Raw genomic sequence first — 12,519 nt, 5'->3', positions numbered from 1 at the left:
ATGTTCACGTCGGCGGCTTCATTCGTGGGGTTCATCATCACTCGATCTCACAGCCGAGCCGTGTTAAAGATGCACCCAACCAAGCAAGTTTATTTTTGCTTAGCTTTACGTTTTTCATCTGCTCATCTCAGCCGCTACGTCTCGACATCGGAGGGTGCGGTGCCGAGAGAAGACCGTCGATATCGCTACAGATGCGGTCACCCAGATTGAGCACTAGCTGATTGGGCCGAAGTTACGTGGTTGATCGCTGTCGTTGTTCAGGATTTCAACGATCCGATTATAGCCGTAGAGAGTAGCGAGGCTCAGTGGTGTCATGCCTGAATGAGTTTTCAAATCACGGCGAGCACCGGCGCGCACCAGAGACGCTACGGCATCCACGTATCCATGCCACACAGCATCGTGCAAAGCGGTCAGACCATTGTAAGGACCCTGCGCATCAAGCTCAACCTGAGTATCCCCCTGCTTTGTTGATGAGGTCAAAATATCGATGTGATCCGCCTTTCCGAAGTAGGCAGCATCGTGAAGTGGCGAACCACGCATGAGACCGATCGTACGGCGAGGATCTGCACCAGAATCCAGCAATAGGCGCACGATTTCGGCATGACCTTCGCGAACTGCAAGACCGAGAGGCGTGTAGTCGTCATCGAACGTCCCGGTTATCGGCACCCGAACCTCAAAATCCACGCCATCTGCGATCAGCCGCTTCACCTCCTCAATATTTCCGGCCTTGACTGATGAGATGATCGACAAGCTGGCGATGTGCTTTTCATCCGCCTCATCTCGTTCCTCAATCAGCGCTGCGATTGCTTTCAGGTCGTCATGCCTGGCGATGTCGAGCGCGGTCTGTTGCCAGTAATTCCGTATCGTGGTCCGCGCACGGCGCGACAGCAAAACCCGCACAACAGCTTCGTGCTTGTGAAGCACGGCATCCATCAATGCGGTATTGCCAAGAACTGGCGATTGCTGATCGATGAAGGCTCCGTGGTCAAGCAGAATCCCGATCACGTCGGCGCTGCCGGACTGCGCTGCCTTGTGGATTGCCGTTGCTCCCATTCGAGGTTCCGCCGCCAGCACGTCCGCCCCGGCAGTAAGGAGCAAAGCAACAGCTTGTGCCTGTCCAAGCGCAGACGCGATCATCAACGGCGTGAGACCATCGGGGCCTCTAGCATTAACGTCCGCCCCGGCGTCGATAGCTTCTTTGACCGAAGCAAGATCGCCTGTACGAATAGCGTGAGAAAGTATCATGGACCTATGTTCCTTGATCGATTAGACAGTTGCTGAAACGGCGGCGTTCAGGCCGTTCAGGAATTTGATGACTTCGGCATTCACGCGTTCGCGGGCCTCATGATGAGGCCAGTGACCTACACCTTCCAGGCGCACGACATCGACGAGCCCGGGCGCTGTCTCGCGCATCTCTTCCACGGTCGGTGGGACCGGGTGGAACAGTCGGCACAACCCGTCTGCATCGCCCCAAATATAAAGCGATGGCTGCTTGATAAGCACATCTTTGTAGGCAGCGAGATGCTCAAACGTCGCCTGCACCCCACGGTACTGGTTCAGACCGCCTCTAAATCCCGTTCGCTGGAACGTTTCGATGTTGTGCTTCATATAGGCTGGATCGACCCAGTTCGGCAGTATTTCAGGGGCAGGTCGAAACATATTCCGCTTTGCGTCGATGGGGTCCCAGCCGGTTCCTTCGGCGGGCTCGCCCGACAGCCAGTAGAGTGCACTGGGGATAGTTTTGCTCGCATCACGGATCCGGTTATCCGTCTCCGGCTTCATCATGTCGAAAGCATAATAGAGATCGCCGAGACCCCGACTGCGTAGCATGTCCCAAGTACTCAACTCACCACGTGGCAGGAACGGGATACTGAGTGAAATAATCCCGTTGAACCGATCTGGTCGCATGACCATTGCCCGTTGTCCGTGGTCCGCGCCCCAATCATGCGATACGATCGTTGCGGTAGGCACCTGCAATGCATCAAGGATGCCAATCAGGTCGCCAACAATTAGGGCTCCGCTGTAAAGTGCTGGATCTTCCGGGGAATAGCTGTCGCCAAAACCCCTCATGTCGAGCGCAATCGCGCGGTACCCGTTATCTGCGACAACTTGCATCTGGCTACGCCATGTTTCCACAGTGTCGGGAAAACCGTGCAAGAAAAGCACGACTGGACCACGGCCTTGTTCAACGACATGGAATGAGGCACCGTTGGCCTCAATTTGCGAATGGTGTACGGGATGATCCGTGGTGGCTGATGCTTTGGGGTCACTCATTTTATGCTCCAGTCTATGCTTGATCCGAGCCTTGCGGCGCGCGTTGGACCGGCGCCAATTCCATGACTTCACCACCTGAGGCGCGAAGGCGCTCAAAGTATGTGGAGTGGTCGATGAGCTGGGCTGGGAAGTAGAGGCCCGGTCGGGGCGTGTCGCCCGCGAGACCAGCCATGCGTTCAAGAACGAGCGCGACACCCAGCCCCGTTAGCGGCATCTGCCCACCGGGGTGAACGATCGCGTGACGTTTCCGAAGCGGCTGCCCGGCGTGATCCAGGCCTGAAAGATTGATCATGATTTCAGTCGATACCGGTCCGCCTTTACGGCGCGTCGAGCTTGCCCCAATCGCTAAGTCAAACCGGACGTCTGGCGCACCGGTTGCATTCGCCAACAACAAGACGTCGTTAGGCGAAAACACGTTCGCGTCGAGCTCGGTGCCGTCGACCGCACGCACCTTTGACCCGGTTTCGTCGCCTCGGCACCATCGCCATGCGCCAGCCCTTCTTATAAGAGTGGAAGCACCCGCATGCACCTGGCGCTCAAGGTCTGCATTTGCAGCAGGTCCGAACGCATCCTGTTCATCGAGCACTGCCTCGATATGAATGTTTTCCAGACGACCAAATTCCTGGGCGAACAAGAGTGACGGTACGCTTGTCGCACCAACGAGCCATTCTGTACCAAGGACGACGGGCGCGGCGGTAGGTTTCTGCATGAATGTCGCAGTTTCCAGGCCCAGCTCGCTTATGCCTGGTGAGATGTTGACGTGCCCAACGCCCAGTTGCTGGGCCCAGCGGAGAGCTGCCCCGGTTTCATCGGTAAAGAGCGTTGCGACCGCCGAGACACGTTGCTCGCCTAGCCCCAGGTCAGAGGCAGTGAGGTCCACTACCACCGCAGCCGCGCCGTCGACAGCTGCCGCTGCTCGTATCGCGCGTTGTTCGTCGCGACCGCCAATGAGGATTGGTACATCAGGATGTTGGTCACGCAAGAAGCGCGTGGCCCAGCGCCCAACCTCGCCGGCGCCGCCGATAATCAGTATTGGGTCGTAGAGACTTCCGGAAGCTTGTAACATCACGATACCTGTGTTTTACTAATACCTACATATAGTAGGTTACTAAAAGTAGGTATGCAAGTGGAAAAGTCAAAAGTTGCCATCGACAACAGGACTACAGGCCGACTTTCGAAGCCCGAGCGGCGTCAGCAGCTCCTCGAGACGGCGCGCCTGATCGTTCGGGAGGAGGGTGCTGATCGGCTGACACTAGGCCACCTGGCAGTGCGGGCGGGCGTTTCCAAACCAGTGACCTACGAGCATTTCGAGACCAGAACAGGTCTGTTGATTGAGCTCTATCGCTGGATAGACACCGAACGCATTACCGCGTTTCGCACGCTTATGGCTCAGGAAAATCGACCGGCGAGAGAGACTATTGCGGCTTTGGCCAAAACCTATCTGGCCTGCGGAACCGACCAAGGTGACGAATTTCATGCTGTCGGCGCGGCGCTTGCAGGAAGCGAGGAGAAAGCTAGCGTGTACCAAGAGTTGGTCGACGCAGTGATCGAGATGTTCGTGGAAGTTCTACGGCCTCACTCAAGTTTGCGGCTGGAATCGTTGGCATTGGCTTCTGCGGCTTTAGTTGCAGCAGGAGACGCTTTGACAAGCGCCGTTACACGCGGGAATTGCTCTGCTTCTGAGGCAGAGGAGGTGTTTTCGGTTCTCATTGGCGCTGTGGCTCAGGGTAAAATCTAAGAAGGACCTGCCCCGGCGATGAACTGCTCATGGATAATCCAAGTTGTGTGAAGAAGAGGCTTAGCGTATCCGCCACATATGCCCATGGCCACCCACTGGCCCGAACCGCTGGTAGCCGAGCCTGTTGCCCGTGACCGTGGTCCTGTCCTGATCCTTATCGAGGTCGAGAAAGAGCATCGTTCAGCCTTCCTGCGTGCTCTCGACCACCTCTCTCACGACGCTGTCGTGATGGTGCCTATGCTGGCGCTATCGTCTCCCGTGGATTTGCCGCCTGACCGTGGCGCGGTGAACGGTTACGGTTTGTTAACCATGATCTGCCACTCTTTTCTTCTCGAAGCGGTTCTCCTCCCTCCGCTGTCAAGAAAAAACCTGGGTCGTGAGACATTGTCTCCGGCCCTTTTTTACGTACTTCGTCGCGCAGGCTCGCCGAGGTGATCGAGTTAACCGGCTATCTGCCGCTCGAACTGACGAACTTCTAATCTCCCACCAACGGCGCGCAGCGGAATCCGGTGACTGATAATGAAAAACAAGACGAAAGCGGTATGGTTGTCAGCGCTCGCCATACCGGTGGTTATACTGATTGGTGCCCAGATCGACACGACATCCAGACCCTCAATCGGCGGTGGAGGCTACGATCTTGGTCCGTTTGTGTATTCCTGGCTGCTGGTGATTGTCACGGTTGTCTGGTCGGTCTGCGCCATCGCGGCCGCCTTGTTGTATCGGGACCGGACATCGTCAAGGCAGGCGCTTGTCATGACTGTGATTGGGATCATCACTCTCGCCACGGTCTTGCTTTTCTACCGAGAGAACCTCTAGTAAATTTCAGAGGCTTCGCAGGAGTGCCCAATTCTCCCGTTTCCGTCGATCCGGTCGCGCCGGGCGTGAGCGTCTACTGGTCGCCTCGATATGTCCTTGAGCGCCTCGCGGATCTCCGCAGCGGCAGTGTCCCGCCCCGTTTCCTGAAAGACAATCACGGCCTTTTCCGTGGCATTGGTGAAGTTCGTATCGCCACGAAAAATAATCCCCAAAGGAATCTTCAACTCCCGGCCGATTCCCTTCTCTCGGCGGCGGATCTCGCTTCGATTTGACAAGCGCTGCAGTGCCTTCTCGACAGCGTTCGGCGTCGCGATATCCAGAAAATCCGCGCGCGACCACACGCCTGATGGCGCGGCCCGGCGATCCGGCAAAGAATGCGATCTTGGGTGTCCGATCAAGGGTCTGGCATTTGCTCTATGACCTTTCTGACCGAAGAATATATACAAAATTTGGTCAGTAGTAAGCTGACCAAATTTTATATCGAAATATCGGACAGTGCCGAAACCCGTGCACGGGCGCACGAGGACCCCATCTTCCGGGATTGAGCGCGTACATATCGAAGATTTCGCTCAGGTATTCCGCGTCTGTCCGTCTCGAAAATATGATGGTGCCGCCTATCATGATATCGCTGCGGCTCATGGGGGCGCCGTTTCTTCAGCGGCAGCCCTCGAGTTCGTCCGACGACTGGCTCTGGCTGTGCTTACAGGAAATGGCGACATGCACCTCAAGAATTGGTCGCTGATTTATCATGGGAAGGGCGACAAGCCGGCACTCGCCCCAGTCTATGATGTGCTCTCGACTGTCCCTTACATTCCGTCGGACGCCATGGCATTGTCGCTGGCCGGTGAAAGGCCGTTCAAGGCAATGAACGCCCAGCGATGGAAAGTCTTCGCTCATCGTACGCGACTGCCGGAAGCTGCTGTGCTGAAGGCTGTTACGGAGACGGTCGAGCGCGTCAACCAGTCTTGGTGGTCTCTGCCTGAACGAGCTGTTCTCCCCGATAAAGTATCGGAACGGGTTGATGCTCACATAAAGCTGATGTCGCCGATCCTCGGCACGTGCGCGGATTAGCAATTGGTGTTTTTGCGTAACTCGGTAGCAGTTTCGTGGCCCACAAGTGCCGATCGGGTCGCTGGTTCGAATCCCTTCAAGAGCATTTATCTCGGGTAAATCCGACTTCGCGGAAAGGGAGCCTTTGCAACAGTTATGTCCTTTGGAACTTTCAATAGTGTCCGGACGCTACCACCATTCGGATATATCCGGGACCTCTTGATCGATGACCTTTTTTAGCTCGATGCCGTTCGTTGAACAGGCTATATCCACATCACGTAACATCGCGAAGAAGTCCCTTTTTCGTCCGCATTCGCAGCTTGAGAAACCGGAAACCTCGCGCGATTGTTGAGCACCTCGAAGGGACTGCCGACTATCGGTTCCCGTGCCACCCCGACCTGCAACTAATAGATGAAATTCGGAATAAAAAAAACTAATCGTTGACTTCAACTCGCTGGTGCTTTATTTATCTGTCATCGATCTTTTGCTTGCCAAGCTTGTCTATCGTGCGATTGGCACCGCGCTCTAAGCGAACTTCTCTTTCAAAAATAGTCGGTTTTTTCCGCGTCGCATTCGTTGCGCGATATGTCACTCTATGCTTGGAAAGGGTTCATCGTGACCACTGGCACAGTAAAATGGTTTAATTCCACAAAGGGCTTTGGCTTCATTCAGCCTGACAATGGCGGCGCAGATGCGTTTGTTCATATCTCCGCTGTCGAGCGTGCAGGAATGCGCGAACTCGTAGAAGGCCAGAAGATTGGTTTCGAACTTGAGCGCGACAACAAGTCGGGCAAAATGTCTGCGACCAATCTGCAATCCGCATAAGTGAGATCCGCTTCCCTTTGACCACGGATGTACTGGCACTGCCGGGAGCAATTTCATCGAGGCCAGGCGTTTCGCCTGGCCTTTTTTTTCGGCCGTGGGCCGACAGCTAGGTACTTCATGACACAACAACACACCAGATCCCGCCAACAGGCAGAGATCTCGTTCAGCAAGCTTCAGGCTCCTGTCATCGCAAAGGATCTTGCAGAGCACGAGCGGAAAGCTGCGGTTGAGGCGCGAGATGAAAAAACAGCACGGCTTAGAGTTGCGCGCCTCGCAAAAGAACTTGCGGACCGAACATCTGCGACAGCAGCACTCATCGCAAAGCGATCCGCGACGTTTTCGACCACTCGCTCGACCGATTGAGTGGACCCGGATCGCACTGGCGCCAGTTTCCAATCCAGCCGTAAGAGCTCTAGGTCAACGATGACGTGGGCATTTGAACACCGAAGGACGACAAATGTCATCGACAACAAATGAGTTGAACACGATTAACACCGCTTGGCAGATTGCCATCCAGGAAATCCTGAGGATGGTTATTCGCGATCTTTACCGAGGTGAAGGCGAAGCGCAGTTCAAGGAGCATATTGAACGCATTGAGGCCGCAGCTGTTGACAGTATCCAGACGGACCTGAGGTTTCGGGGAACAGACGAGTGGACGGAGCTACTCGTCAAGGAAAAGGCCAGCAATTTCGTCACGACCTTGCTGACGTCATTTACCTTCGACCGAGCATGATTACGCTGCACTAGTACGGTTGCGATCAATAGACTGCGGTCGCGCGCATGCGGCTTTCAGAGTAACACGAGAGGGCATCGTCATGGCGGACTTCAAACAATTTGCTGCGAGTTCGAACGGTGACAATTGGTATCTTGGGACGCGAGACGATGCGACATCGGTCGTCCGTCACAAGGGCAATCCAGCGTCGGGCGGACACGAGACAGAGATGCGTATCGAGGAGTTTCTGCTTCTAAGGCCGTTCAGTCCCGAGCAGGCGGCGCTGATTGAATTCCTTGATGCAGGCGTTGATCAACAGGACCAATCAAGTCTCGACAGCTCTTCTTTATAAATCTCCGGAGGCTGGGATTCCCTTCTAGGCCTTCCGGCGGCGCAGGCTGACGTGCCTTTATTGACAATAACTCCATTTTTCACAGCTGCATATAATGTCGAACGAGTTGATGTTTTGAGAAAGACAAATATTGATGCAAGTGTGATCTGACTGCAGTGACATTTCCTCCGATTTCAGCGCGCGTGGCCAGCGGAAGGTGAATATGCCAAAACCGAAAATGCCCTCTGTCGTCAGCACCGGTATCGCGGGGCTTGACGAAATTCTTCGCGGTGGTCTTCCAGCATCCAATCTCTACATTTTGCAGGGCGCTCCAGGATCGGGCAAAACCACCGCCGCCCTTCAGTTCCTGCGAGCCGGTGTTGCCGCCGGCGAAAGCTGCATTTACGTGACGCTCTCGCAGACGGCTGCCGAGCTGAAGGCGATTGCTGTCTCGCACGGCTGGACACTCGACGGTATTCGTATTGAGGAGCTGGCAACATCCGGCTCTGTAAACGAGGCCGATGATCAAAGCATATTCATGACATCCGACCTGCGGCTTGACGAGACACGCAAGGCGATCGAGGCCGCGATTGAGAAACATAAACCGCGCCGCCTCGTCTATGATTCGCTTCTTGAAATCCGATTGATAACTGGAGATTCTCCCCGGTTCCGCCGGGAGTTGATCGCGTTCAAGGCTTTCCTGGCTAAACAGGACGTCGTGGCGCTACTGCTTGACACTCAGTCGTCAGACTTTGATCGGAGCGGCGAGGAGGTGGAGGGACTGGCCCACGGGGTAATTCGCTTCGACAAGTCGCTGGAGGAGTACGGCGGCGTTCGCCGCCGAGTCGAGATATCCAAAATGCGCAGCGTGCCGATCGCTGACGGCTATCATGACATGGCGATTAGGGAAGGCGAAGGCGTGGTGATATTCCCCCGAATTATGCCAAGCGCCGCATCGGACACCGGAAAGCCACAACTGATCAAATCCGGTGTAGCCGAACTCGACGAGATGTTCGGCGGAGGCCAGGAAGCCGGAACCACAACCCTCGTCATCGGTCAGGCCGGGACCGGAAAATCGACGATGTCATCACTCTATGCAACGGCGGCGCTTGAACGTGGAGAAAACGTAGCACTCTTTCTGTTCGAGGAGCGACTGGAAACCTTCTTTCGCCGATCTGAAGGTCTCGGCATGCAACTCAGGCAGTTTCATAAGGACGGCAGACTGATACTTCGCGACTTCAATCCCAACGAGATCTCACCGGGTGAATTCGGCCAGATCGTTCAGGATGCCGTGACGCAGAACAAGTCGAAAGTCGTCGTCATCGACAGTCTGACCGGTTACCTCAACTCTTTACCACACCGGGACAAAGCGGTGCGCGACATCCAGTCCCTGTTAAAGTACCTGGCGCTCTCCGGGGTGTTGACCATGCTTATTGTGGCTCAGCATGGGCTCCTCGGGCAGAATGTCGGGATCGACGTGGATGTGAGCTTCCTCGGCGATACAGTCCTACTGTTGCGGATCATGGAGCATGAAGGGCGCCTCCGTCGGAATATTACTGTAGTAAAGAAGCGCCACGGCCCACATGATCTGGACGTGCGGGAACTGATTATCGAAAGCGGTAACGTCAGCGTGGTGGCCTACAACCCCCTTCCCGATCCAAAATGAACGGGCTGTCAAGGGAAAATGAGCTGGACTGGGTGCTGGTCCTTGCTCCGTTTCGAAAAGATGCTGATTACATTGCCGCTCTTTTGCAAGACCAAAAGGTGAGGGTGGTCTCGGCCAAGGTCGATGATGATCTTGAAGGTCTTCTTTGTTCGTCACCGGACATCATCATCGTTACGCACGAAGCGCTCACTCCCTCTGTCTTGACGAAGCTCTCCGATCACTTGAAAGCTCAACCGGATTGGTCAGAGATACCGATCATCGTCCTTCTTGAGAAGGCCGCACCCGTGCAAGGCATTCGCGACCGATTACAGGCGGCATGGCCAAAATCCCGACTTCTGTTCCATTTGCGTCCGATCGCGCCGTTGGAGTTGGTCAACGCCGTTCAGTTGAATCTTCTGGTGAGATTGCGGCAGCGACAAGTCCGGGATTCAATCGAACGGGAGAGAGAACTGCGTTTGGAACTCAACCATCGCGTCAAGAACATCCTTGCCACCGTCGCCTCCATTTTCCAGATGACGCGAAGAGGCGCTGCATCCATGGACGAACTGGCGGGTGATTTTGGCGCGCGGCTTCAGGCCCTTTCCGGCGTTCATTCCGCCGTCTTCGAGGCGGGCGGGGAAGAGGTTGGCCTCTCTTTGATCGTGGCGACGACCGTAGCTCCCTACAACGGTGATGGCTGTAGTCGAATTGCCGTTTCCGGTCCGGACATTGTTGTGAGTCGGGATGCCGGCACGACCATCGCTCTTTGTGTTCATGAGCTGACGACGAATGCTATCAAATATGGCGCGCTTTCTGTTCCTGAGGGTTACGTAGAGGTGGTTTGGGAGATATCCGATGGTAACGATCCCCTGTTCAGCATGAATTGGGTTGAACGAGGCGGCCCGCCTGCGGTCGCGCCCAGCCGCCAAGGGTACGGTACACGCTATATTCGTTCGGCTTTGGGGTCGTTATTTGGCACAGCGCCTGAACTGCAGTTTGACACCCAGGGATTTCGCTGTCGCATTGCCGGACCAGTTTCGCAGTTGCGGCCCGAAAAGGAGCCCGGCTAGTGATTGTTTTTACCGATGTCCGAACCACGACGTCCAAATGGTAACCGTAAGGAGTGAGCTATCCGCGTCGCGGTCGCTCAGGAAAGCAGTTAGCGCCTCGGTGCTGAGACGATCCCAGCTTTTGCCCCGGTCTGGACCGGCCGGCACCCGTGGTAGCAGGCCGGGCTGCGAACTCCAGAGCAGAAGCTCATCCAGTAAGCGGCATTCAGCTCATAGCGCAGATGGCGGGCGGTGACATAGGCATCAGGCATAGCCCGATGGGCGGGAAGGCCGATCTCGTGTATCAAACCTTCCGGCCTTCGCCGATAACGCAGCATCTGGTTCGAAAACCTTGACAGCTCCGGCCAGACACGCAATGCACATTTCCAGGTGCAGATCCATGGAGCACCAGCGGCCAGTCTCGGCGTGCAATAGCGTTGCTCGAACGCGGCGCGGTGGGCGGCAAGGGCGATGATCGGGTGCGGTGGCCGCAAGATGCCTGGCGCTACTTCTTTCCAGAGCGGCGCGCCAGTGACCTCCCAATCCTGGATATGATGTATTGCCATCGTGTCGGGCGAAATCGGCTTCCAAGTTGACCAGAACCGCGCGGCGCTCCCCAGCAACTTCCCACCTGCCATCCTCGCCTTGAACGACATCCTGCCACCCGATCTCGCAGACATCGCTCGGCCCGTTGCCAGCGGTTTCCAGGTCGATAACTCGAATACAGTGTGGGAACATTGCGGCTTTGACCCTTGATCTGCTCCAGCTTCCTCTGATCAGAAACCCAACCCGAGCTGCGGTTGTTCCTCGTTTTTGGCCGCCTCCTTGTCATTGGTGAGTGACGACAGTGTTACACCAAGAAGCCGGACCGGGAGCTTGAACGGATAGACACCCGCCAGCAGGGCATTGGCCGCACCGAGAATATCGCCGACACCTGCATAAGGGAGGGCAGTTGTCCTGCTCCGCGTCGCTTGGGTGAAATCGGAGTACTTTATCTTCACAGTCACCGTCTTGCCGCTGAAGCCCTTTGCCTGACAATAGGACCAGACTTTTTCCGCAAGTGGGCGGAGTTCGTTTGTCGCAAGGTCGAGGTCGCTGATATCGACGGCAAATGTGTCCTCGGCGCCGACTGACTTCCGCACACGGTCCGGCTGGACCTGCCGCTCATCGATGCCTCGGGCAATGCCATAGAAGTACGGCCCAGACTTCCCGAAATGCTCGATGAGAAACTGTAGGGACTTTGCCCTTAGATCCGCACCGGTCTCGATACCCAGGCGGAGCATTTTGTCCGCCGTGGCCGGGCCGACGCCATGGAACTTCTTTACGGCAAGTTGCTCGACGAAAGCTGGCCCGTTCTTCGGCGTGATGACTGCTTGGCCGTTGGGCTTGTTGAGGTCGGACGCCATCTTGGCGAGGAACTTGTTGTAGGAGATACCGGCGGAAGCATTCAGTCCGGTGACCGCCATTATTCTGGCACGGATTTCCAGCGCGATGTCGGTGGCGACCGACATGCCCTTGAGGTTTTCGGTGACGTCGAGATAGGCTTCGTCGAGCGACAGGGGTTCGATGATGGGCGTGTACTCCGCAAAAATCTCGCGGATCTGCTGGGAGACAGCACGGTAGACTTCGAACCTCGGCTTCACAAAGATTAGTGCGGGGCACTTCCGTGCCGCCGTGACTGACGGCATTGCCGAGCGAACGCCAAATTCCCGCGCCTCATAACTTGCTGCTGCAACAACGCCCCGTGCAGCCGCTCCGCCAACAGCCAAGGGTTTGCCACGCAGTTCCGGATTGTCGCGCTGCTCGACCGACGCGTAGAAGGCATCCATGTCGACATGGATGATTTTTCTGACGGTTGAGACGGTGGTTCGATCCATGGCAGGTGTCACTGGCGGAAACAAAGCAGGAACATAGCAGCTGCCGGCGACGCATCCAAGTCCTAACCCGCATGCTGCATCTGCCGAGGGAAACTCCTCGCTTGTTCAAGCGTTTGATTAATAACCCTGGCGAAGTGGAGATTGACCCATGGCCGACGACAGCACCTTGACCATAAGCAGTTTTCGAAACGCGTGAGACTGC

The 12,519-nt window shown here is 56.0% G+C and carries 13 protein-coding genes and 2 pseudogenes; 9 read left to right on the top strand and 6 right to left on the bottom strand.

The window, feature by feature from the left end:
* Positions 1–213: 213 nt before the first annotated feature.
* The 3 genes from MRBLRC7O_RS23975 to MRBLRC7O_RS23965 are packed head-to-tail and all read right to left on the bottom strand — an operon-like array spanning position 214 to position 3,340.
* Positions 214–1,245 (bottom strand): ankyrin repeat domain-containing protein, encoded by a 1,032-nt coding sequence (locus MRBLRC7O_RS23975; protein ID WP_111785315.1) that lies wholly within the window; start codon positions 1,243–1,245, stop codon positions 214–216.
* A gap of 21 nt (positions 1,246–1,266) precedes the next feature.
* Positions 1,267–2,274 carry an alpha/beta fold hydrolase gene (locus tag MRBLRC7O_RS23970; RefSeq protein ID WP_111797013.1) on the bottom strand — a complete coding sequence of 336 codons (1,008 nt, stop codon included), beginning with the start codon at positions 2,272–2,274 and terminating at the stop codon, positions 1,267–1,269.
* A 13-nt stretch (positions 2,275–2,287) separates the two neighbouring features.
* Positions 2,288–3,340, bottom strand: a complete 1,053-nt coding sequence (locus MRBLRC7O_RS23965; RefSeq protein WP_080865235.1) for a saccharopine dehydrogenase — start codon at positions 3,338–3,340, stop codon at positions 2,288–2,290.
* 54 nt (positions 3,341–3,394) lie between these two features.
* Here MRBLRC7O_RS23965 and MRBLRC7O_RS23960 point away from each other — a divergent pair, with 54 nt between their 5' ends.
* The 3 genes and pseudogenes from MRBLRC7O_RS23960 (at position 3,395) to MRBLRC7O_RS23950 (ending at position 4,828) form a co-directional block, all read left to right on the top strand.
* Complete coding sequence (locus tag MRBLRC7O_RS23960; RefSeq protein WP_111797012.1) at positions 3,395–4,012, top strand: TetR/AcrR family transcriptional regulator; 618 nt, start codon at positions 3,395–3,397, stop codon at positions 4,010–4,012.
* A gap of 78 nt (positions 4,013–4,090) precedes the next feature.
* Positions 4,091–4,263: pseudogene (locus tag MRBLRC7O_RS23955) on the top strand (MFS transporter); the annotation flags it as partial.
* Between the two features lie 268 nt (positions 4,264–4,531).
* Positions 4,532–4,828, top strand: coding sequence for a hypothetical protein (locus MRBLRC7O_RS23950; RefSeq protein ID WP_060726543.1), 297 nt, complete (start codon positions 4,532–4,534; stop codon positions 4,826–4,828).
* On the opposite strand, the gene MRBLRC7O_RS23945 is transcribed toward MRBLRC7O_RS23950, so the two are convergent.
* Complete coding sequence (locus MRBLRC7O_RS23945; protein WP_162266703.1) at positions 4,825–5,199, bottom strand: hypothetical protein; 375 nt, start codon at positions 5,197–5,199, stop codon at positions 4,825–4,827. The two genes, MRBLRC7O_RS23950 and MRBLRC7O_RS23945, sit on opposite strands and share 4 nt — an antisense overlap.
* 163 nt (positions 5,200–5,362) lie before the next feature.
* On the opposite strand from MRBLRC7O_RS23945, the pseudogene MRBLRC7O_RS23940 reads away from it, so the two are divergent.
* From MRBLRC7O_RS23940 to MRBLRC7O_RS23915, 6 genes and pseudogenes are all read left to right on the top strand, one after another.
* Positions 5,363–5,899 (top strand): annotated as a pseudogene (locus MRBLRC7O_RS23940) (type II toxin-antitoxin system HipA family toxin); the annotation flags it as partial.
* A gap of 594 nt (positions 5,900–6,493) precedes the next feature.
* Positions 6,494–6,703 (top strand): cold-shock protein, encoded by a 210-nt coding sequence (locus tag MRBLRC7O_RS23935; RefSeq protein WP_034806062.1) that lies wholly within the window; start codon positions 6,494–6,496, stop codon positions 6,701–6,703.
* 457 nt (positions 6,704–7,160) lie between these two features.
* Positions 7,161–7,436 carry a hypothetical protein gene (locus MRBLRC7O_RS23930; RefSeq protein ID WP_060726545.1) on the top strand — a complete coding sequence of 92 codons (276 nt, stop codon included), beginning with the start codon at positions 7,161–7,163 and terminating at the stop codon, positions 7,434–7,436.
* A gap of 82 nt (positions 7,437–7,518) precedes the next feature.
* Positions 7,519–7,767, top strand: a complete 249-nt coding sequence (locus MRBLRC7O_RS23925) for a hypothetical protein (protein WP_060726546.1) — start codon at positions 7,519–7,521, stop codon at positions 7,765–7,767.
* Between the two features lie 202 nt (positions 7,768–7,969).
* Positions 7,970–9,412: a DUF7125 family protein gene (locus MRBLRC7O_RS23920; RefSeq protein ID WP_111797011.1), complete on the top strand. Its 1,443-nt coding sequence runs from the start codon at positions 7,970–7,972 to the stop codon at positions 9,410–9,412.
* Entirely contained in the window at positions 9,409–10,461 is a 1,053-nt protein-coding gene (locus MRBLRC7O_RS23915; RefSeq protein WP_060726548.1) for a sensor histidine kinase, read from the top strand. The genes MRBLRC7O_RS23920 and MRBLRC7O_RS23915 overlap by 4 nt, the downstream gene beginning before the upstream one ends.
* 89 nt (positions 10,462–10,550) lie before the next feature.
* Here the strand turns inward: MRBLRC7O_RS23915 and MRBLRC7O_RS23910 are convergent, their stop codons facing one another.
* Together MRBLRC7O_RS23910 and dinB are read right to left on the bottom strand one after the other, a co-directional pair.
* A complete protein-coding gene (locus MRBLRC7O_RS23910) occupies positions 10,551–11,096 on the bottom strand; it encodes a hypothetical protein (RefSeq protein ID WP_236772959.1) in 546 nt (181 codons plus the stop codon).
* 120 nt (positions 11,097–11,216) lie between these two features.
* Complete coding sequence (gene dinB / locus MRBLRC7O_RS23905) at positions 11,217–12,317, bottom strand: DNA polymerase IV (RefSeq protein ID WP_060726549.1); 1,101 nt, start codon at positions 12,315–12,317, stop codon at positions 11,217–11,219.
* Positions 12,318–12,519: the final 202 nt, after the last annotated feature.

The sequence above is a fragment of the Agrobacterium radiobacter genome, assembly GCF_040801995.1.
GTDB classification, from domain to species: domain Bacteria; phylum Pseudomonadota; class Alphaproteobacteria; order Rhizobiales; family Rhizobiaceae; genus Agrobacterium; species Agrobacterium radiobacter.
This window is presented reverse-complemented; position numbering and strand designations above follow the sequence as displayed.

Excerpts from the sequence above, each read along its gene's own strand:
- MRBLRC7O_RS23975 (WP_111785315.1), bottom strand. The coding sequence starts at position 1,245 with ATGATACTTTCTCACGCTATTCGTACAGGCGATCTTGCTTCGGTCAAA.
- MRBLRC7O_RS23970 (WP_111797013.1), bottom strand. The coding sequence starts at position 2,274 with ATGAGTGACCCCAAAGCATCAGCCACCACGGATCATCCCGTACACCAT.
- MRBLRC7O_RS23965 (WP_080865235.1), bottom strand. The coding sequence starts at position 3,340 with ATGTTACAAGCTTCCGGAAGTCTCTACGACCCAATACTGATTATCGGC.
- MRBLRC7O_RS23960 (WP_111797012.1), top strand. The coding sequence starts at position 3,395 with ATGCAAGTGGAAAAGTCAAAAGTTGCCATCGACAACAGGACTACAGGC.
- MRBLRC7O_RS23950 (WP_060726543.1), top strand. The coding sequence starts at position 4,532 with ATGAAAAACAAGACGAAAGCGGTATGGTTGTCAGCGCTCGCCATACCG.
- MRBLRC7O_RS23930 (WP_060726545.1), top strand. The coding sequence starts at position 7,161 with ATGTCATCGACAACAAATGAGTTGAACACGATTAACACCGCTTGGCAG.
- MRBLRC7O_RS23925 (WP_060726546.1), top strand. The coding sequence starts at position 7,519 with ATGGCGGACTTCAAACAATTTGCTGCGAGTTCGAACGGTGACAATTGG.
- MRBLRC7O_RS23920 (WP_111797011.1), top strand. The coding sequence starts at position 7,970 with ATGCCAAAACCGAAAATGCCCTCTGTCGTCAGCACCGGTATCGCGGGG.
- MRBLRC7O_RS23915 (WP_060726548.1), top strand. The coding sequence starts at position 9,409 with ATGAACGGGCTGTCAAGGGAAAATGAGCTGGACTGGGTGCTGGTCCTT.
- MRBLRC7O_RS23910 (WP_236772959.1), bottom strand. The coding sequence starts at position 11,096 with ATGTCGTTCAAGGCGAGGATGGCAGGTGGGAAGTTGCTGGGGAGCGCC.
- dinB (WP_060726549.1), bottom strand. The coding sequence starts at position 12,317 with ATGGATCGAACCACCGTCTCAACCGTCAGAAAAATCATCCATGTCGAC.